The organism is Acidovorax sp. GW821-FHT09A11, assembly GCF_059418365.1.
The window spans coordinates 173,736-192,338 of record NZ_JBWKPS010000008.1 but is presented as its reverse complement, the minus strand read 5'-3'; the positions used below and the strand labels follow the sequence as shown (position 1 = coordinate 192,338).

Sequence of the window (18,603 nt, the reverse complement as noted above, 5' to 3'; positions counted from 1 at the left end):
GCCGGGCACCGCGCCGCCGGCGGGGGCGGCCGCGGGGCCGTTGCCGTGCGGGGCATCGGCCGTGCCCGGCAGGGGCTGCGATGGCGCCGCGGTGGGCAACACGGCGGCTGGCGCGCCATGGCCCATGGGCCCGGCCTCCCTCTGGGGGCTCCACAGCGCCTGCAGGTCCGCCACGTGGTGGCCGCGTTCTTCAAATTTGATAGCTGACTGCGCTTGCCACTGAAGGGCTGGAGGCTGATTGGGCCTGAAGTCCTCGGTGGGGCCCTGCGCCGTGGCGCCCGCGTCTGGCGCGGCTGCCCCCGCAGCAGCCGCAGCGACGGCCGCGAGCGCGGCGGCGCGCGGTGCGGCCAGCGCGTTTTCCACGGCATGGCGCACGGCCTGGTGCACCTCGCGGCTGTCCCGAAAGCGCACCTCGATCTTGGTGGGGTGCACGTTCACGTCCACGCGGGCCGGGTCGATCTCGACATACAGCGCATAGATGGGCTGCTTGTGGCCGTGCAGCACGTCTTCGTACGCGCTGCGGGCGGCATGGGTGAGTACCTTGTCGCGCACGAAGCGGCCGTTCACGTAGCAGTACTGGTGGTCGGGGCGCGAGCGGGCGGCGTCGGGCAGGCCCGCGCGGCCTGTGACGGTGACGGGGCCCACGCGGTGCTGCACGGCCACGGATTGCGTGACGAAGTCCTCGCCCAGCACGTCGGACAGGCGGCGGGCCAGCGCGTCCTGGGCATCCCCCTGTCCGGGCACGAAGGTGGCGCGCCACTGCTCCACCAGCTTGCCTTCGTGCCAGATGGCAAAGCCCACATCCGGCCGCGCGAGCGCGTGGCGCCGCACCGATTCGATGCAGTGTGCGAGTTCGGTGGCGTCGGTCTTCAGGAACTTGCGGCGCGCGGGGGTGGAGAAGAACAGCTCCTTCACCTCCACCGTGGTGCCGGTGCTGCGCGCGGCCGGGCGCAGCTCGCCGCTGCGTGCGTCCAGCAGGAAGGCATTGGGTTGCGCCGCCGGGCGCGAGAGCAGGGCCATCTCCGACACCGAGGCAATGGCGGCCAGCGCCTCGCCCCGAAAGCCCATGGTGGCCACGGTCTCCAGGTCGTTCAGGCTGGTGATCTTGCTGGTGGCATGGCGGCGCAGCGCCACGGGCAATTCTGCGTGTGGAATGCCCCCGCCGTCGTCTTCCACGGTGATCAGGCGCACGCCGCCAGCCGACAGGCGCACGGTGATCTGCGTGGCGCCCGCGTCCAGCGCGTTGTCCACCAGTTCGCGCACCACGGAAGCGGGGCGCTCGACCACCTCGCCGGCGGCGATCTGGCTGATGAGTTCATCGGGCAGGTCGCGGATGGGGCGCCGGGCAGTGGCGAGGGGGGTGGTGGCGGGCTGCGCCGCCGCGAGGAGGGGGGTGGTGTCGTTCACCCGTGGGATTTTAGGGCGGGGGCCGCGCAGGGGTATCGGGCCGGGGCGGGGCCTGATGGGGATAATGCGCCCACCTTTTTGCTGCCCGGTGTCCGGACCCGCCCTTCCATGGAACTTGTCACTTTTCTCATCGACTTCATCCTGCACGTGGACAAGTACCTGGAGGCCTTCGTACAGGCCTACGGCATGTGGGTGTACGCCCTGCTGTTCGCCATCGTGTTCGTCGAGACAGGGCTGGTGGTGATGCCGTTCCTGCCGGGCGATTCGCTGCTGTTCATCGTGGGCGCGCTGTGCGGCGCGGGGATGATGAGCTTTCCGCTGGCCTGCGCGGTGCTGCTGGCGGCGGCCATCCTGGGCGACCAGTGCAACTACTCGCTGGGCCGCTACTTCGGGCCCAAGGTGTTCCAGTGGGAAAACTCGCGCTGGTTCAACCGCCGTGCGTTCAACCAGGCGCATGACTTTTACGAGCGCTATGGCGGCATCACCATCGTGATCGCTCGCTTCATGCCCTTCATCCGCACCTTCGCACCGTTCGTGGCGGGTGTGGCGGAGATGGGCCGCGCCAAGTTCACCGCGTTCAACGTGGGGGGCGCGCTCCTGTGGGTCCTGGGCATCTGCTCGGCGGGGTATTTCTTTGGCAACTTTGCCTGGGTCAAGGAGAACCTGGACAAGATCATCTGGGCCATGATCTTCATCCCCGGCCTGATCGCCATCTTTGGTGCCTGGCGCGCCGGGCGGCAGGCCAGGACCGCACCTTGACCTTGAATCAACGGGTGCTATGAAAAAAAAGCTGCCAGCGCTTGTGTGACAAGCGCTGGCAGCTTCTTTTATGCAGAACTCACCGGCAGCCCGGTTCGGCCGCAGGGGAGGTTGCCCGGCGGCCGGGGGGATCAGCGGCGATAAGGCCGGCGCTGATCGCGGTCCTCGCCGATCTCATGGCCGATCAGGGCGCCGGCGGCGGCACCGCCAATCGTGCCTGCGGGGCCCCCGAAGACGGCATTGCCGGCGACACCACCGACCACGGCGCCCACGCCGGTGCCCACCTGTGCGCTGGTGGGGTTCGAAGCGCAACCACCCAGTGCCAGGGCTGCGGTACAGGTGGTCGCAAGAAGGATGTGACGGATTTTCATGGCAAGAGTCCTTTGTGAATGGAATCAGGCCTGGGAGTCCGGCTGCGGCTGCAGACGGGCTGGACCTGTGGCTTCACTATCCGTCGCCCGGCGGGGCCCCCGCGTAGGCAGCCGTGGGATGCCGCTGTAGGACATGCGACCTCATGGGAAACGCCCGCCGCGTTGCCAAGTGCCGGCGGTTCCCGTGGTGCGCGGGCATCACGTTCCCCCTGGGGCGGGTTTACGTGGCATCGCCGGTGGTTGCCAACCGGCGGGCGGCAGCAGATCATTTCTAATGCAATCCATTCGTATAAGGACACACACCATGGACCCTCAAACATCCCGCACGGGCCCGCAGCTGACGGTGGCGCAACAGATCGGCCTGATCGTGGGGGTGGCCGTCCTGGCGCTCGTGCTCATCCTGGCGTTAAGCCTGGTGCGCGTGCAGCACCTGGGCAGGACGGTGGACGGTCTGGCCAATGAGCAGGTCGAACGCCTGCAGCTGGCCCTGCGCTGGCGCAGCAACATCGCGGTCAACTCCACGCGGGTGTTCTCGGTGGTGCAGTCCGAAGGCGACGACCTGCAGAACTTCTTCAAGGACCTGATCGCCGCCACCACGGCCGACACGTCCAAGGTTCAAAAGCGCTACAGCGAGCTGGAAACCAGCCCCGAAGGCCTGCGCATCCAGGAGGAGCTGGCGGCGGTGCGCACGCCGTACCTCGCCACGCGCGACAAGGCCCTGGCGCTCAAGAAGGCAGGCGACATGGCACAGGCCAAGTCGTTTGCCATGTCCACCTTCGTGCCGGTGGTCAACCAGTACAACGCGGTCGCGGACAAGATGGTGGAATACCAGATCCAGCGGTCGGCCGACCAGGCCGCCGAGGCCGCGGGCCTGATCGGCTCCTACCGCGCCGCCGTGCTGGCGGCGGGCATCGCGGGGCTGGCGCTGCTGGTGCTGCTGTCCTGGGTGGTGGTGCGGCGCATCCGCCGCTCGCTGGGCGAGGTGGCCGCGGTGGCCCGGCGCATCGGCGAGGGCGACCTGTCGCGGCCCATCCACGCGCAGGGGCGCGGCGAGGTGGCGCAGATGATGCAGGCCATGGAAACCATGCAGGCATCGCTGGTGCGCATCGTGGGCGACGTGCGCCACAGCAGCGACTCCATCGCCACCGGCTCCAGCGAGATCGCCTCGGGCAATGCCGACCTGAGCCAGCGCACCGAGGAGCAGGCCAGCAACCTCGAGCAGACGGCCGCGTCCATGGAGCAGATCACCAGCACCGTGAAGAACAACGCCGACACCGCGCAGCGCGCCGCCGTGCTGGCGGGCGCGGCATCGGCCGCGGCGGTGAAGGGGGGCGAGGTGGTGGGCCAGGTGGTGGCCACCATGCAGGACATCTCGGCCGCGTCGCGCAAGATCACCGACATCATCGCGGTGATCGACGGCATCGCGTTCCAGACCAACATCCTGGCGCTCAACGCGGCGGTGGAGGCGGCGCGCGCGGGCGAGCAGGGGCGCGGCTTCGCCGTGGTGGCCAGCGAGGTGCGCAGCCTGGCGCAGCGCTCGGCCTCCGCGGCCAAGGAGATCAAGGCGCTCATCAGCGACAGCGTGCAGAAGGTGGAAAACGGCACCCAGCTGGTGGGGGATGCCGGCCTCAGCATGGAAGACATCGTCGCGCAGGTCCAGCGGGTGAGCGACCTGATTGGCGAGATCTCCAGCGCCACGGGCGAGCAGACCATCGGCATCAGCCAGGTCGGCGAGGCGGTGACGCAGCTCGACCAGGTCACGCAGCAGAACGCCGCGCTGGTGGAGCAGAGCGCCGCCGCCGCCGACAGCCTCAAGCACCAGGCGGCGCGGCTTGCGGAGGTCGTGAGCGTGTTCCGCCTGGAGCGGTGAGGCGAACCCCCTCTGAGTCGATTCGTGCCTCGGCCCTCAGCCCCTCCTCGCCTCGCCTCGCCGTGCGAGCCGGGAGGGGGATGCTGCCAGCGCATGCAAGCGAAGCGCCGCATGCGCCGGCCTGGCGGCCCTTGCGCGGGGCGCACTCGCGCTGGCTGCGCCAGTTGCATTCGTCGCCGGTGGCGCATGGCCCGATGGGTAGTGGCTACGCCAAAACAGGGATCTGAAAAAACCTCAGCGCCCACCCGCCAGCAGGCACAGGGTGACCAGCAGGGACGCGTGCTCCACCGCCTTGAGCGAATGCAGCGCGCGCGGCGCCAGGTGCACGAAGTCGCCGGGATGCAGCTGCTGGATGCCGTCCTCGCTGACGAACTCGACCACGCCCTCGATGCACTGCACCGTGGCCTCGCCGGGGGTCTGGTGTTCCTTCATGGATTTGCCCACGGGGAGCACGACGCGCATGACTTCGAGCTGGCCGGCCTTCAGGATGGCGGTGGTGATGGCCTCGGGCAGGCGGTCGCCCAGGGGGCGCACGCTGACGATCTGGCCGGATTGGGCGTGGGGCAGTGCCATGGCGTTTCTCCTTCCGTCCTCCCCGGTGCGTGCCGGTGTGCAGGAAGCACATGCCTGCACGCCGGAGCGTGGGTGATGAAGGCTACTTTGCCTGCACTTGGCGGTCCGCGCAAGGCTAGACGGAACGGCTGCGCGCCAGTGGCGGGTTCTTGGCGAAGTAGCGCGTGATGCCGCGCATCAGCGCGTCGGCCAGCTGCTCCTGATAGGCGCTGCTGCGCAGGCGCTTTTCCTCGTCGGGGTTGCTGATGAAGGCGGTTTCCACCAGCACGCTGGGGATGTCGGGGGCCTTGAGCACCGCGAAGCCCGCCTGCTCCACGCGCGGCTTGTGCAGCTTGGCCATGCCGCCGATCTCGCCCAGCAGCACGGAGCCGAGCTTGAGGCTGTCGTTGATCTGCGCGGTGGTGCTCATGTCGAGCAGCGCGCGCTGCACGTGCTGGTCCTTGGACTGCACGTTGATGCCCCCCACCAGGTCGGCCTGGTTCTCCTTGTTGGCCAGCCAGCGCGCGGCGGTGCTGGAGGCGCCGCCCTGGCTCAGCGCGAACACGCTGGCGCCGCGCGCGGCCGGCGTGGTGAAGGCATCGGCGTGGATGCTCACGAACAGGTCGGCCTGCACGCGCCGGGCCTTCTGCACGCGCGTGCCCAGGGGCACGAAGTAGTCGCCGTCGCGCGTGAGGAAGGCGCGCATGGGATTGCCACCCACGGTGGTGGCGTTGATGCGGTCGCGCAGCAGGTGGGCCACGCGCAGCACCACGTCCTTCTCGCGCGTGCCCGAGGGGCCGATGGCGCCCGGGTCCTCGCCGCCGTGGCCGGGGTCGAGCGCGACGATGATGATGCGGTCGGTGTGCGTGGACGTGGCCCGGTTGCCCGGCGGGCGCGTGGTTTCGGCCGGGGCGGCCGCCACCGGGGGCGCCGCCACGGGCGGGTGCTCTGCCGGGACGGGGCGGGTGGTGCGCTGCGCGATGAGGTCGCCGAGCGGGTCGTGCTCGGCGGGCGGCGTGGGGGCTTTGGGGGTGGCGGCGGCCGTGGCCACGGGGGCATCGCGCAGGCGCTCCGCGATGAGGGCCTCCAGCGGGTCCACCGGCGCGGCGGGGTAAAGGTCGAACACCAGGCGGTGCCGGTACGCCGCCACGGGGGGCAGCGTGAACACCTGCGGCATGGCGGGCTGCTTGAGGTCCACCACCAAGCGCACCACCCCGGGCGCGTTCTGCCCCACGCGGATGCCAGCGATGTTGGGGTCGTCCGGCTTGACCTTGGCGACCAGTTCGCGCAGCTCGGGGCTGAGGTCGATGCCCTCGATGTCCACCGCCAGGCGCGGCGGCGTGGTCACGAAGAACTGCTTGGCCACCAGCGCGCCGTCGGACTCGATGGTCACGCGCGAGTATTCGGGCGCGGGCCAGACGCGCACGGCCAGGATGGTGGCGCCGCGCGCGATCTGCTGCGTGCCCAGCAGCAGCACGAGGCTGCCCGCCTGCAGCACGGCCCGGCGCGAAGCCACGCCCCGGGCTGCGGCCTGGGGCGTGCCGCTGGCGCTGCCGGGGCTCATCGCGGGCCTCCCGTGCGGGGCGCGCGGGGGCAGGCCGGGGTCGGTGCGGCCGATGGGCGGCTCATGGGTTCAGCAGCCCTTGCAGCATGTGGCGGCCGTTGGCGGTTTGGGCGTGCACCGTGATCTTCCTTTCGGTGTCGTCAATTGCTTCAATGTGTATAGCAAGGTCCGCAGGCGGCGTAAGCGCTGCAGCCTTTTCCGGCCATTCTGCCACCTTGAGCCCCGGGTTGGCAAAAATGTCCCTGAAGCCCGCGTCCTCCCATTCGCGCGGATCGTCGAAGCGGTAGAAATCAAAGTGCCAGATCGCCAGGCCCGGGGCCTCGTGTGGCTCCACCACGGCGTAGGTGGGGCTCTTGATCCGGCCCTGCACGCCCAGGGCGCGCAGCAGGTGGCGCACCAGCGTGGTCTTGCCCGCGCCCAGGTCGCCGTGCAGCGTGACGAAGGCGTTGGACAGCCCCGGCTGCGCGGCCAGGCGCTGCGCGAAGGCGGCGGTGTCATCCTCGCTGCGCCAGGTGAAGGGGGGGGCGGGTTCGGCCGGGGCGGCCGTGCCGCTTCCTACAATCTGGCCGGTATGTGGTGCAACAGTCAACTCGTTCCTCAAATGCAGGAGTGGGCCCGCGAACTGGGATTTTCCCAAATCGGCGTGGCGGGGGTGGACTTGTCCGCCGCAGAGCCCGGCCTTTCGGCCTGGCTGGCGCAGGGCTTCCATGGTGACATGCATTACATGGCATCGCACGGCATGAGGCGCGCGCGCCCGGCCGAACTGGTGCCCGGCACCGTGAGCGTGATCACGGCACGCATGGATTATTTGCCGCGCGATACGGGCACGGGCACGTCCGGCGGCTGGCAGGCTTTCGAATTGGGGCGCCTGGCCCGCCCGCAGGAAGGGATCGTCTCGGTCTATGCCCGGGGGCGCGACTACCACAAGGTGCTGCGCGCCCGCCTGCAAAAACTCAGCGACCGCATCGCCGAGGCCATCGGCCCCTTCGGCCACCGCGTATTCACCGATTCCGCGCCGGTGCTGGAGGCCGAGCTGGCCTCGCGCAGCGGCCAGGGCTGGCGCGGCAAGCACACCCTGGTGCTCAACCGCGAGGCGGGCTCGATGTTCTTCCTGGGCGAGATCTACGTGGACATGGCGTTGCCTGAAAGCGCCCCGGTCACCGCGCACTGCGGCAGCTGCAGCGCCTGCATCGACATCTGCCCCACGCAGGCCATCATCGCGCCGCACCGGCTCGATGCGCGGCGCTGCATCTCGTACCTGACCATCGAGCACGCCGGGCCCATCCCGCTGGAACTGCGGCCGCTCATGGGCAACCGCATCTACGGCTGCGACGACTGCCAGCTCATCTGCCCCTGGAACAAGTTCGCGCAGGCCAGCCGGCTGCCCGACTTCGACGAGCGCAAGGGCCTGGCGGGCCAGCAGCTGGCACACCTGTTCGCATGGGACGAGGCCACCTTCCTGCGCATGACCGAAGGCGGCCCCATCCGCCGCATTGGCCACGAGCGCTGGCTGCGCAACGTGGCCGTGGCGCTGGGCAATGCGCTGCGGGCCACGGGCGATGGCGCGGTGCGTGCGGCGCTGCAGTCCCGTGCCCAGGAGCCCAGTGAACTCGTGCGCGAACATGTGGCCTGGGCGCTGGATTTTGAATGAAAGTGGGCTCTAGCGCTTGATAATTAAGCGCTGGCAGCTATCAAAAAATGAGTATTCAGGCCGAGGCTCTGTGTGGCTTTACCGCGCCAGCAGCCCGGCGTCCCTGAGCGTTTCCACCAGCCCTTGCGCAAACCGCTCGTAGCCGGCCGCATTGGCGTGGATCTGGTCGGACCGCAGGCGGGCGTCGGACAGCACGCCGGACCAGCCTTTGCTGTGCAGTGGAATCTCCAGCTGGGTCGCCACTTCTTCGTACAGCGCGTGATCGCCCAGCCGGCCGGTGGAGGCCGCCAGGAGCGACAGCTCGGGCACGGCCACCAGCAGCACCTGGGCGCCGCTGGCGCGCGCCTCCGTACAGATGCGCACGATGTTGGCGCGGGTGGTGCTGGCGCTCTGGCGGCGCAGAAAGTCGTTGCCGCCGATGCCCACGATCACCAGCGCGGGCTGGTGCGATTGCAGCAGCGCCGGCAGGCGTTCGAGCGCCTGGGCCGAGGTGTCGCCCGACACGCCGGCGTTGACCACTTTCCAGCCCGTCAGGCGCGCCAGCACGGCAGGGTAGGCGGTGTCGGCCGATGCGCCCACGCCGGAGGTCAGCGAATCACCCAGCGCCAGCACCGTGGCGCCGGTGGGCACCGCCTGCGCGCGCGGGGCCTTGCGCCCGCAGCCCGCCAGCGGCACAAGCGCCACGGCCGCCAGGCCCGCCATCAGTGCGCGGCGGCGTGCTTGGACCAGGGCGGCGGAACGCAGGGCAGGGTGTGGATCGGTCATCGCAGAAATCCCAGGGCAAACGGCAGGCTGACCATGCCCAGCAGGGTCGACAGCGTGACCAGCCCCGCCACGTACGGTCCGTTGTAGCCCATGCGCGCCGCCAGCACATAGCAGGTGGAGGCGGTGGGCAGCGCGGAGAAGGCGAGCAGCATGGTGGTCTGCACCGGGTTCAGCCCAAAGAGGCGCGCCATGCCGAACGCGAGCAGCGGCTGCAGCAGGTGCCGGATGGACAGCACCGCCACGCTCAGCGCCTTGCCGCGCGTGAGCAGGCCAAACTGCAGGCCCGCGCCCGCGGCCATCAGCCCCAGCGCCAGCGATGCCGCGCTGATGCGGCCCACCGTGGGCGCGGCCCAGTCGGGAATCCTGAAGCCCAGCAGGTTGGCCACCAGCCCCGATACCGTGGCGACGATCAGCGGGTTGCGCACCAGCTCCCGCGCGAAGCTGTGCTGGCCGTGCCGCGCCATCGGCCACACGGCCGCCACGTTGAACAGCGGCACGCACACGCCGATCAGCACGGCGATCATGAGCAGGCCCTCGGAGCCCGCCAGGCGCTCGGCAATGGCCAGGCCAATGAACGAGTTGAAGCGGAACGCGACCTGGGCACTGGCGGCATGGTCGCGCGCGTCGATGCGCCGGCCCAGCCAGGGCCAGTGCGGCAGGCTGTAGGCCAGCGCGATCCCGATCAGGCCGGAGATCAGCCCGGCGGCGATCAGCCCCGATGCGGCGCCGATGTCCACCGGGCTCTTGACGATGGACTGGAACAGCAGCACGGGGAACAGCAGGTAGTACACCAGGCTCTCCACCGGCTGCCATACCGAGCGGTTCAGGGCGGTGTAGCGGCAGATGAGGTAGCCGCACAGGATGAGGGAGAAGTCGGGAAGCAGGAGCTGGGCGTAATTCACGCACGGAGAATACTTGATCCGTGTCGTGTTCTGCGGGTTAGCCCTTATGTGGAATCCGCAGGCTGCCAGGACACCGGTTGCGCATACCATCCAGGCTGTCTGTCACCCATGAAGGAGAACTCAATGCATCGTCGTCAATGGCTCGCGCTGACCGTACTGGCCGCCGCCGCAGGGTCCGCTGCCGCCCAGGGCTACCCCAACAAGGTCATCAAGCTGCAGGTGCCCTTCGCGCCCGGCGGTACCACCGACATCATTGCGCGCGTGATCGCCGACCCGCTGGGCAAGGCCCTGGGCCAATCCGTGATCGTGGAAAACAAGGCCGGTGGCGGCGGCATCGTGGGCGCGGCGGAAACCGCCCGTTCGGCGCCGGATGGCTACACGCTGGGCGTGGCCACCGTGTCCACCACGGCGGCCAATCCCGCCATCAATCCCAAGACGCCGTACAACCCGCTGACGGACTTCACGCCCATCATCAACATCGCGGCCACGCCCAACATCATTGCGGTGCACCCCAGCTTCCCCGCCAAGGACTACAAGGCGTTCGTGGCCGAGATCAAGAAGTCGCCCGGCAAGTATTCGTACTCCTCGTCCGGCACGGGCGGCATCGGCCACCTGCAGATGGAGCTGTACAAGAACCTCTCGGGCACCTTCGTGACGCACATCCCCTACCGTGGCGCGGGCCCCGCCCTGAATGACACCGTGGCCGGCCAGGTGCCCATGATTTTCGACAACCTGCCCTCGGCGCTGCCCTTCATCAAGGAAAACCGCCTGGTGCCCATCGTGGTCGCCGCGCCGCAGCGCGTTGCCGCCCTGCCCAACGTGCCCACGTTCAAGGAAATGGGCCTGGAGCCCGTGAACCGCATGGCGTACTACGGCATCGTGGGCCCCAAGGGCCTGTCCAAGGAGGTGGTGGACAAGGTCAACGCCGCCGTGCGCAAGGCGCTGGAAGATCCGGCCGTGAAGAAGCGCATCGAAGACACCGGCTCCATCGTGCTGGGCAACACGCCCGAGCAGTTCGCCGAGCAGATCAAGGCGGAATTCGCCGTGTACAAGGACGTGGTGGTCAAGCAGAAACTGGCGCTCGAATAATTCCGTGCGCACTCCAGAAGCCGCCCGCGCCCGGGCGGCTTTTTTACGTGCTATCGTTTTTGGATGCTTGCCCCCAGCCTGAACGCGATCGATGCCTTTGTGGATGCCCTGTGGCTGGAGGACGGCCTTTCGCGCAACACGCTGGCGGCCTACCGCCGCGACCTGACGCTGTACGCGCAGTGGCTGGCCGCGCAGCAACCCGCCCTGGCGCTGGACGGCACGGCCGAACACCACCTGCAGGGCTACTTCGCGGCGCGCCACGCCGAGACCCGCGCCACGTCGGCCAACCGGCGCCTCACCGTGCTCAGGCGCTACTTTCACTGGGCGCTGCGCGAGCGGCGGATCGCCGCCGACCCCACGGTGCGGCTCACCGCCGCGCGCCAGCCCCTGCGCGTGCCCAAGACCTTGTCGCAGGTGCAGGTGGAGGCACTGCTCGCGGCGCCGGACCTGGGCAACCCCCTGGGACTGCGCGACCGCACCATGCTGGAGCTGATGTACGCCAGCGGCCTGCGCGTGACCGAACTGGTCACGCTCAAGACCTTCCAGCTGGGCCTGAACGAAGGCGTGCTGCGGGTGATGGGCAAGGGCAGCAAGGAGCGGCTGGTGCCGTTTGGCGAAGAGGCGCGGCAGTGGCTGGAACGCTACCTGCGGGAATCGCGTGGCGAGATCCTTGCGGGCCAGCAGACCGACGACCTGTTCGTGACCCAGCGCGGCAGCGGCATGACCCGCGTGATGTTCTGGGTCATCGTCAAGAAGTGGGCGGCCGTCGCCGGCATCACCGCGCCGCTCTCGCCGCACACGCTGCGGCACGCGTTCGCCACGCACCTGCTCAACCATGGCGCCGACCTGCGCGTGGTGCAGCTGCTGCTGGGGCATGCGGACATTTCCACGACCACCATCTACACCCACGTGGCGCGGGAGCGGCTCAAGTCGTTGCACGCGCAGCACCATCCACGCGGCTAGCGCAGCAGGCAGACAGGCCGCGTGACCGACCCCCTCGATACCAACCAGGAGACATGCATGAAAAAAATGATTGCCGGCGCGCTGCTGCTGGGCGCCGCCACCCTGTCCATGGCGCAGGCCTGGCCCGCGGCCAAGCCCATCCGGCTCATCGTGGGCTACCCGCCAGGGGGCGGCATCGATTTTGCCGCGCGCACCGTGCAGGTGCCGCTGCAGGAAGCGCTCAAGCAGCAGATCGTGGTGGACTACAAGCCGGGCGCGGGCGGCATGCTGGCCGCCACGGAGCTCACGCGCGCGGCGCCGGACGGCTACACCATCCTGCTGGCCAATACCGGCCCTTTCGCCATCGCGCCCTACCTGCAGCGCAAGATGCCCTATGACCCGCTCAAGCAGTTCAGCTACATCGGCCAGATCAGCCAGGGCAGCTACATCGCGGTGACCCGGCTGGACCACCCGGCCAAGGACCTCAAGGAGTGGGTGGCCTGGGCCAAGGCCAACGCCGGCAAGGTGAACTTCGCCTCGGGCGGCGCGGGCACGTCCACCCACCTCAATGGCGAGCTCATGAACCAGGCCACCGGGCTGGACGTGACGCACGTGCCATACAAGGGCAGTGCGCCCGCGGTGCAGGATCTGATCGGCGGCCAGACGCAACTGCTCATCGACGCGGGTACGGTGCTGCTGCCCCAGATCAAGGGCGGCAAGCTCAAGGCGCTGGCCGTGACCGGCCCCCGGCGCGATCCACAGCTGCCCGATGTGCCCACGGTCGGTGAACTGGGCTTCGCGGCGATGGAGTCCGTGGGCTTCCAGGGCCTGGTGGGGCCGGCCGGCATGCCCAGGGACACCGTGGACAGGCTCGCTACCGAGCTGGCGAAGGTGCTGGCGCAGGCCGACGTGAAAGCCAAGTTCGCGTCCACGGGGTCCGAAGTGCATTCGCTGGGCCCTGTGGAGTTCTTCAGCTTCGTGAAGGGCGAGAACGAGAAATGGGCCAAGCTCATCCGCGAGCGCAAGCTCGAACTCGATTGATGGATTCTCCTGCCGCCCGAGGGCGCGGTCTTTTCAGCACCTGAAGGCAAGGCGGGCAGGCTCCAGCCGCTGGCGGTGGGAGCGCCCGCACGGCCCGATCTGCCGTCGCCGGTTGGCATCCATGTCCCCGAGCAGGCGCCTTCTGCGATCCTGGCCCTGGGGGACATCCGCCGCAAGCTGTATGCCGCCGGCAACGCGCGCACCCTCCGCATGGCGGGCATCCGGGGACACAATTGACCGGCATGACAACGCAGCGGGCCCTGGATGACCAGGGCCCGGGTGTGCGAATGCCGGGCCAAGGGGCCCCGCGACGGCGTGCCTCAGTCTTCGTTGAGGCTCTCGGCCCAGGTCAGGGCCTGCAGGTGGGCCCAGTTGACCTGGCGGTTGGACAGGTGCAGCGCGTCGGCCGCCTTGGCAAAGGCCACCTCATCGCCGCTCTCGCAGGCCTTGGTCAGCTCCAGGAAGGGCGCGAACACGCCGCTGCCGCGCAGCAGCGCGTCCATCACCGGTTCGGGCAGGGCGACGGATTCCAGCGCCTTATCGAGCGGCACGCCCAGCATGGTGTCGAGCAGGGAGAACACGCCCACCACGAAGGCGTTGTCGCATTCCTCGGGCGGCAGCAGTTCGGCGGCCAGCAGCTCCATCAGGCGGCCGCGCACCACGGCGGTCTGGCCCACCGCCGGCGGCACACCGCCCGCGCGTGAGGTGGTCATCAGGAGGGCCGCCCAGCGGAACAGCTTCTTGAGGCCGAGGATCATCACCGCGTGGCGGAACGAGGTGATCTCGCACGAGAGCCCGAAGCCCGAGGAGTTGATGAAGCGCAGCAGGTTGAAGGACAGCGTGGGGTCCTTCTTGAGCAGGTCCTCGATCTCGGCGGTGGTGGCCTGCTTGCGCACCAGGTTGAGGAGCTGGATGATGGTGGCCTGCGAAGGTCGGATCGTCGTGGCCTTCACGAGCGACGGCTGGGCGAACCAGAAGCCCTGGAACAGCTTGACGCCCAGTCCCCGCATCAGTTCGTACTGTTCGGCGGTCTCCACTTTTTCAGCCACCAGCGTGGCCTTGCTGTGGGTGGTGGAAAACTTGACCAGCGGCCCCGCCAGTTCGGGCTTGAAGGCCATCATGTCCAGCTTGATGAAAGCGGCCAGCGGCAGCCAGCTGGTGTAGGCGCGGCGCAGCGCCTGCTGGTCGAAGGCCAGGCGAAAGCCGCGGGTGCGCAGGGCCTCCAGGGTGGGCACCCGGCCTTCGATTTCCTCGGGGGTGGCCGTGTCGTGCAGCGGCGGTACTTCCAGCACCACCTTTTCGGGGTGGATCAGTTCCAGGTGGCCGCCGGAAAGGCTGTCGTGGGTGCAGTTGATGAACACCGTCTTCTTGCCGACCAGGGCTTCGGTGCCGGCGTACGACAGGGCGTTGAAGAGCAGCGCGGCATCGCTGGCCGCCGTGTGGGAGTCCGAGGCCGTGGACCGGTCGAACAGCTCGTAGCCATAGACGGCGCGGGATTCGTCCACGATGGCCTGTCGCGCAATGATGGCAATGTTCTCATCCACGGGTTCAACCGCGGGTGAATCAGCTTGCGGGGCGTCTTGTTCAGGTGTGCTCGACATGGGGTCCGCTGTGGTGAAGGGCTGGGGTCTGCACTGATTCTAGACCGGCATGCCACGTCGCGAACTGGCCGCGCGGATTTTGATGGCGGCCAAGGCGGCTGCAGGCCGGCGTGCCCCGTGTGGCCCGTGTGGCCCCGCAGGCCGCGCTGCGGAGGCGGGACGCGAACCGGGGCTCAGTCCGCAAGCTGGTCCGCCCAGGCCAGGGCCTGCAGGTGCGCGAAGTTGATCTGCTGGCTGGTGAGGTGCAGCAAGCCGGCCGTGCGGTCGAACACCACGTCGTCGCTGGATTCGCAGGCTTCGGCCAGCGTGAGCAGGTCTCCGAGGAATCCTTCGCGACGCAGCAGCGCCGCCGCCACGGGCTCGGGCACGTTGAGCAGCCCCAGCGCGGATTCCATGGGCATGGACAGCATCACGTCGAGCAGCGAGAAGATGCCCACCACGAAGGCCTGGTCGGCTTCCTCGGGGGGCAGGGTTTCCAGGGCCAGCAGCTCCATCAGGCGGCCGCGCACCACTGCGGTCTGGCCGACGGAGGAGGGGGTGCCACTGGTGCGCGACGCGGTGAGCAGCAGCGCCGCCCAGCGGAACAGTTTCTTGAGGCCCATGAGCATCACGGCCTGGCGGAAGGAGGTGATCTCGCGCGACAGGCCGAATCCCGCGGAGTTGATCAGGCGCATCAGGTTGAAGGCCAGGCCCGCGTCCTTCTTGAGCACTTCCTCGATGTCGTCCGTGCTGGCCTGCTTGCGCACCTGGTTGATGAGCTCGATGATGCTCGCCTGCGAGGGCGTGAGCAGCTTGGCCTCGACCAGGGCCGGACGCGCGAACCAGTAGCCCTGGAACATCTGCACGCCCTGGCTGGACACCATGTCGTACTGCTGGGCGGTTTCCACCTTCTCGGCGATCAGCTCGGCCTGGCAGTGGCGGCCTGCGTAGCTGATGAGCACGGCCAGCTGGTCGGGCGCCAGCACCGACAGGTCGAGCTTGATGTAGTCGGCCAGCGGCAGCCAGGGGGCATAGGCCGACTGCAGCACCGTGTGGTTGAACGCCAGGTGGAAGCCGCGCTCGCGCAGTTCGGCCAGGATGGGCATGCGCGTGGCGACCTCTTCGGCGGCGGTGTGGCCCAGGGGCGGAATCTCCAGCACCACCTTGTCGGGGTCCACCAGTTCGAGGTGGCCGCCGGAGAGGCTCTCGTGCGTGCAGTTGACGAAGATGAGCTTCTTGCCCACCAGCTCTTCGGTGCCCGCGTGCGAGAGTGCGGTGAAGACCAGGATGACGTCGGTGGCGGCCGTGTGCGCCGCGCCGCTGCGCGAGCGGTTGAACAGCTCGTAGCCGACCACCACCTGCTGCGCGTTGACGATGGCCTGCCGCGCGATCATCGCGACCGAGGACTGGGTGCCGGGGGGCGGGGCGAGGGAGGCCCCAGGGGCGGAGAGTGAAGTCATGGTCAGAGGTTCGGGTGAGTGTGTTGCCGCTTCAGCGGCCGCAGGCGCCGCGGATTGTAGGAGCCATCGCATGTCGGCGCATGGTGGTGGATCAGACCTGTTGCAGCCACCGCAGCTCGGCGTCGGTAAATCCGGCGCTGCGGCGCGCTTTTTCATTGAACGGGGGTTTCAGGCGGGGGGCCTCGTATTGCCTGACCAGGGCGCCATAGTGGGTTTCAGGGTCCACGCCCCGGCGCTCGCACAGCCAGCGGTACCAGTGGTTGCCGATGGCCACGTGGCCGACCTCCTCGCGCAGGATGGTGTCGAGAATCTCCACGGCGGCTAGCGCATCGGGCGTGCCCACCTGGCGCAGCTTGGCCTGGATCTGCGGCGTGGCGTCCAGGCCGCGCGCCTCCAGCGTGCGTGGCACCAGCGCCATGCGCGCCAGGATGTCGTGCCGCGTCTTCTCGCACATCGTCCACAGGCCTTGGTGGGCCGGGAAGTCGCCGTAGTCGTGCCCCTGGCCGCGAAGGTGGTCGCGCAGCAGGCGGAAATGCTGTGCCTCCTCGCCCGCCACGCGCATCCAGTCGGTGTAGTAGGCGCGGGGCATGCCGTCGAAACGCCAGACCGCGTCCAGCGCCAGGTTGATGGCATTGAATTCGATGTGCGCGATGGCATGGATGAGGACTGCGCGCCCCTCGGCCGTCGCGGGCGAGCGGCGGGCCACCTGCGTGTGGCGCAGCAGCAGGGGCCGCTCCGGCCGGCCGGGCAGGGCCGCGGGATCCAGCGGGGCCTCAGGGGCTTTGTCTGCTATGGAAAGAATAGCTGCTTGCGATTGCAGATCAAGCGCTGCGGCCGCTTTTTGTTCAGGGTCTGCAAGGCACAAAACCTGCAATGCACGGTGGCGAAGCTCCATCCTTACAATTCTAGGCCCTGCCACCCGGAACACTGCACACGCTTTGTAACCATTGGCAGGCCCGGTTCCGGCCTTCATTTTTCTGGAGTGTTTGCATGGCGATTTACGAACTCGACGGCGTGGCGCCGCAGCTGGCGGCTTCGGCCTGGGTGGCGGAAGGCGCCCAGGTCATGGGAAACGTCGTTCTTGGCGAGGATGCCAGTGTCTGGTTTGGGACGGTGGTGCGTGGCGACACCGAAAGCATCACCATCGGCGCGGGCTCGAATATCCAGGACGCGAGCGTGCTGCATGCCGACATCGGCATGCCGCTGGTCATCGGCGAGCGCGTGACGGTGGGCCACCAGGTCATGCTGCACGGCTGCACCATCGGCGACGAGTCGCTGATCGGCATCGGGGCCATCGTGCTCAACGGCGCCAAGATTGGCAGGCACTGCCTGGTGGGCGCGGGCGCCCTGGTGACCGAGGGCAAGGAGTTTCCCGATGGTTCCATGATCATCGGCAGCCCGGCCAAGGCCGTGCGCGAACTCACGCCCGAGCAGATCGAGGGCCTGCGCCAGAGCGCCCAGCACTACATCGACAACGCGCGCCGCTTTCAGCGCGGCCTGCACAAAATCGGCTGAACGCCGACCCTTTCTGGAACCCCTGCGTGTCTGAACTCCACAAGTTTCTCTTCGATGGCCTGCCAGTGCGCGGCATGATCGTGCGCCTGACCGATGCCTGGACCGAGATCCTGCGCCGCCGCGCGGGCAATACCGGCACCGGCGCCTACCCCGCCCCGGTGAGCGAGCTGCTGGGCGAGATGGCCGCCGCCGGCGTGCTGATGCAGTCCAACATCAAGTTCAACGGCGCGCTGGTGCTGCAGGTGTTTGGCGACGGCCCCGTGAAGCTGGCCGTGGCCGAGGTGCAGTCGGACCTGAGCCTGCGCGCCACCGCCACGGTCAACAGCGAGGTGCCCGAGGGCGCGCCGCTGAGCCAGATGGTGAACGTGGGCGGCGGTGGCCGCTGCGCCATCACGCTCGACCCCAAGGACCGCCACCCCGGCCAGCAGCCCTACCAGGGCGTGGTGCCGCTGTATGGCGACCGGCACGAGAAGCTGGAACGCCTGTCGGATGTGCTGCAGCACTACATGCTGCAGTCCGAGCAGTTGGACACCATCCTGGTCCTGGGCGCCAACGAACAGGTGGCCGCGGGCCTGCTGATCCAGCGCATGCCGATCAAGGGCGAGGGCAACCTGGCCGAGGGCCTCACCCACCGCGAGAACGAAGACCAGATCGGCCACAACGAGGACTACAACCGCATCGCGCACCTGGCTGCCAGCCTGACGCGCGAGGAGCTGCTGACCCTGGACGTGGACACCATCCTGCGCCGCCTGTTCTGGGAGGAAAAGCTGCTGCGCTTCGAACCCCAGCAGGGTGCCAGCGGCCCGCGTTTTGCCTGCACCTGCAGCCGTGAGCGCGTGAGCAACATGCTGCGCAACCTGGGCAGCGAAGAGGCCGAGAGCATCCTGTCCGAGCGCGACGACATCGAGGTCGGCTGCGAATTCTGCGGCCAGCAGTACCGTTTCGACGCCGTGGACGCCGCGCAGATCTTCGTGCCGCCGTCCTCCAGCCAGCCGCCCGGGCCGAGCGGGATCCTGCAGTAGCCCGCCGCGCCGGCTGACCATCGTTGACAATCGCCCGCCGCCATCGCGCCTAAGATCGGCGCTCTCCACACGGCCCCGGGCGTTGCCGCCCGCGATGTCCGCCGGTCGCCGCG

General features: G+C 68.8%; 18 protein-coding genes. 8 read left to right on the top strand and 10 right to left on the bottom strand.

The features are described 5' to 3' along the window. On the bottom strand, positions 1-1,407 hold a 1,407-nt coding region (gene mutL, locus AC07PV_RS19915), incomplete at its 3' end, for a DNA mismatch repair endonuclease MutL (RefSeq protein ID WP_494631124.1). Between the two features lie 108 nt (positions 1,408-1,515). Here mutL and AC07PV_RS19910 point away from each other — a divergent pair. Then, positions 1,516-2,166, top strand: a complete 651-nt coding sequence (locus tag AC07PV_RS19910) for a DedA family protein (protein WP_218295484.1) — start codon at positions 1,516-1,518, stop codon at positions 2,164-2,166. Positions 2,167-2,297: 131 nt separating this feature from the next. On the opposite strand, the gene AC07PV_RS19905 is transcribed toward AC07PV_RS19910, so the two are convergent. Further along, entirely contained in the window at positions 2,298-2,537 is a 240-nt protein-coding gene (locus AC07PV_RS19905) for a YMGG-like glycine zipper-containing protein (RefSeq protein WP_218295483.1), read from the bottom strand. 304 nt (positions 2,538-2,841) lie between these two features. On the opposite strand from AC07PV_RS19905, the gene AC07PV_RS19900 reads away from it, so the two are divergent. Then, positions 2,842-4,407, top strand: a complete 1,566-nt coding sequence (locus AC07PV_RS19900; RefSeq protein WP_494595267.1) for a methyl-accepting chemotaxis protein — start codon at positions 2,842-2,844, stop codon at positions 4,405-4,407. Positions 4,408-4,641: 234 nt separating this feature from the next. On the opposite strand, the gene AC07PV_RS19895 is transcribed toward AC07PV_RS19900, so the two are convergent. From AC07PV_RS19895 to tsaE, 3 genes are all read right to left on the bottom strand, one after another. Then, positions 4,642-4,980 carry a cupin domain-containing protein gene (locus tag AC07PV_RS19895; protein ID WP_218295481.1) on the bottom strand — a complete coding sequence of 113 codons (339 nt, stop codon included), beginning with the start codon at positions 4,978-4,980 and terminating at the stop codon, positions 4,642-4,644. A gap of 115 nt (positions 4,981-5,095) precedes the next feature. Then, positions 5,096-6,523, bottom strand: a complete 1,428-nt coding sequence (locus tag AC07PV_RS19890; RefSeq protein WP_494595264.1) for an N-acetylmuramoyl-L-alanine amidase — start codon at positions 6,521-6,523, stop codon at positions 5,096-5,098. Between the two features lie 61 nt (positions 6,524-6,584). Further along, on the bottom strand, positions 6,585-7,112 hold the full coding sequence (tsaE, locus tag AC07PV_RS19885; protein WP_492807253.1) for a tRNA (adenosine(37)-N6)-threonylcarbamoyltransferase complex ATPase subunit type 1 TsaE: 528 nt from the start codon (positions 7,110-7,112) through the stop codon (positions 6,585-6,587). Positions 7,113-7,124: 12 nt separating this feature from the next. Here tsaE and queG point away from each other — a divergent pair, with 12 nt between their 5' ends. After that, positions 7,125-8,174, top strand: coding sequence for a tRNA epoxyqueuosine(34) reductase QueG (gene queG, locus AC07PV_RS19880; protein ID WP_218295478.1), 1,050 nt, complete (start codon positions 7,125-7,127; stop codon positions 8,172-8,174). A 78-nt stretch (positions 8,175-8,252) separates the two neighbouring features. Here the strand turns inward: queG and AC07PV_RS19875 are convergent, their stop codons facing one another. Continuing rightward, the gene (locus tag AC07PV_RS19875; protein ID WP_218340181.1) at positions 8,253-8,939 is read right to left on the bottom strand and encodes a GDSL-type esterase/lipase family protein; all 687 of its coding nucleotides are present in this window, start codon (positions 8,937-8,939) and stop codon (positions 8,253-8,255) included. After that, a complete protein-coding gene (locus AC07PV_RS19870) occupies positions 8,936-9,841 on the bottom strand; it encodes an AEC family transporter (protein ID WP_218295476.1) in 906 nt (301 codons plus the stop codon). The genes AC07PV_RS19875 and AC07PV_RS19870 overlap by 4 nt, the downstream gene beginning before the upstream one ends. Before the next feature lie 123 nt (positions 9,842-9,964). On the opposite strand from AC07PV_RS19870, the gene AC07PV_RS19865 reads away from it, so the two are divergent. The 3 genes from AC07PV_RS19865 to AC07PV_RS19855 all read left to right on the top strand — a co-directional run bounded on the left by AC07PV_RS19865 (position 9,965) and on the right by AC07PV_RS19855 (position 12,913). Beyond that, the gene (locus AC07PV_RS19865) at positions 9,965-10,930 is read left to right on the top strand and encodes a tripartite tricarboxylate transporter substrate binding protein BugE (protein ID WP_218295475.1); all 966 of its coding nucleotides are present in this window, start codon (positions 9,965-9,967) and stop codon (positions 10,928-10,930) included. 63 nt (positions 10,931-10,993) lie between these two features. Continuing rightward, positions 10,994-11,893 (top strand): site-specific tyrosine recombinase XerD, encoded by a 900-nt coding sequence (gene xerD, locus AC07PV_RS19860; RefSeq protein WP_218340182.1) that lies wholly within the window; start codon positions 10,994-10,996, stop codon positions 11,891-11,893. Between the two features lie 57 nt (positions 11,894-11,950). Next, complete coding sequence (locus AC07PV_RS19855; protein WP_494631123.1) at positions 11,951-12,913, top strand: Bug family tripartite tricarboxylate transporter substrate binding protein; 963 nt, start codon at positions 11,951-11,953, stop codon at positions 12,911-12,913. A gap of 320 nt (positions 12,914-13,233) precedes the next feature. Here the strand turns inward: AC07PV_RS19855 and AC07PV_RS19850 are convergent, their stop codons facing one another. From AC07PV_RS19850 to AC07PV_RS19840, 3 genes are all read right to left on the bottom strand, one after another. Next, positions 13,234-14,514 (bottom strand): EAL and HDOD domain-containing protein, encoded by a 1,281-nt coding sequence (locus AC07PV_RS19850; protein WP_218295472.1) that lies wholly within the window; start codon positions 14,512-14,514, stop codon positions 13,234-13,236. A 173-nt stretch (positions 14,515-14,687) separates the two neighbouring features. Next, positions 14,688-15,953 carry an EAL and HDOD domain-containing protein gene (locus AC07PV_RS19845; RefSeq protein WP_218340185.1) on the bottom strand — a complete coding sequence of 422 codons (1,266 nt, stop codon included), beginning with the start codon at positions 15,951-15,953 and terminating at the stop codon, positions 14,688-14,690. 91 nt (positions 15,954-16,044) lie between these two features. Next, entirely contained in the window at positions 16,045-16,848 is an 804-nt protein-coding gene (locus AC07PV_RS19840; protein WP_218295470.1) for a ferritin-like domain-containing protein, read from the bottom strand. A gap of 95 nt (positions 16,849-16,943) precedes the next feature. On the opposite strand from AC07PV_RS19840, the gene AC07PV_RS19835 reads away from it, so the two are divergent. Together AC07PV_RS19835 and hslO are read left to right on the top strand one after the other, a co-directional pair. After that, a complete protein-coding gene (locus AC07PV_RS19835) occupies positions 16,944-17,468 on the top strand; it encodes a gamma carbonic anhydrase family protein (protein ID WP_218295469.1) in 525 nt (174 codons plus the stop codon). A gap of 26 nt (positions 17,469-17,494) precedes the next feature. Then, a complete protein-coding gene (hslO, locus tag AC07PV_RS19830) occupies positions 17,495-18,490 on the top strand; it encodes an Hsp33 family molecular chaperone HslO (RefSeq protein ID WP_218295468.1) in 996 nt (331 codons plus the stop codon). Positions 18,491-18,603 lie beyond the last annotated feature (113 nt).

What these genes read in the sequence shown, in the direction of transcription:
- AC07PV_RS19910 (WP_218295484.1), top strand. Translation starts at nt 1,516, where the DNA reads ATGGAACTTGTCACTTTTCTCATCGACTTCATCCTGCACGTGGACAAG.
- AC07PV_RS19905 (WP_218295483.1), bottom strand. Translation starts at nt 2,537, where the DNA reads ATGAAAATCCGTCACATCCTTCTTGCGACCACCTGTACCGCAGCCCTG.
- AC07PV_RS19900 (WP_494595267.1), top strand. Translation starts at nt 2,842, where the DNA reads ATGGACCCTCAAACATCCCGCACGGGCCCGCAGCTGACGGTGGCGCAA.
- AC07PV_RS19895 (WP_218295481.1), bottom strand. Translation starts at nt 4,980, where the DNA reads ATGGCACTGCCCCACGCCCAATCCGGCCAGATCGTCAGCGTGCGCCCC.
- AC07PV_RS19890 (WP_494595264.1), bottom strand. Translation starts at nt 6,523, where the DNA reads ATGAGCCCCGGCAGCGCCAGCGGCACGCCCCAGGCCGCAGCCCGGGGC.
- queG (WP_218295478.1), top strand. Translation starts at nt 7,125, where the DNA reads ATGCAGGAGTGGGCCCGCGAACTGGGATTTTCCCAAATCGGCGTGGCG.
- AC07PV_RS19875 (WP_218340181.1), bottom strand. Translation starts at nt 8,939, where the DNA reads ATGACCGATCCACACCCTGCCCTGCGTTCCGCCGCCCTGGTCCAAGCA.
- AC07PV_RS19865 (WP_218295475.1), top strand. Translation starts at nt 9,965, where the DNA reads ATGCATCGTCGTCAATGGCTCGCGCTGACCGTACTGGCCGCCGCCGCA.
- xerD (WP_218340182.1), top strand. Translation starts at nt 10,994, where the DNA reads ATGCTTGCCCCCAGCCTGAACGCGATCGATGCCTTTGTGGATGCCCTG.
- AC07PV_RS19855 (WP_494631123.1), top strand. Translation starts at nt 11,951, where the DNA reads ATGAAAAAAATGATTGCCGGCGCGCTGCTGCTGGGCGCCGCCACCCTG.
- AC07PV_RS19850 (WP_218295472.1), bottom strand. Translation starts at nt 14,514, where the DNA reads ATGTCGAGCACACCTGAACAAGACGCCCCGCAAGCTGATTCACCCGCG.
- AC07PV_RS19845 (WP_218340185.1), bottom strand. Translation starts at nt 15,953, where the DNA reads ATGACTTCACTCTCCGCCCCTGGGGCCTCCCTCGCCCCGCCCCCCGGC.
- AC07PV_RS19840 (WP_218295470.1), bottom strand. Translation starts at nt 16,848, where the DNA reads ATGGAGCTTCGCCACCGTGCATTGCAGGTTTTGTGCCTTGCAGACCCT.
- AC07PV_RS19835 (WP_218295469.1), top strand. Translation starts at nt 16,944, where the DNA reads ATGGCGATTTACGAACTCGACGGCGTGGCGCCGCAGCTGGCGGCTTCG.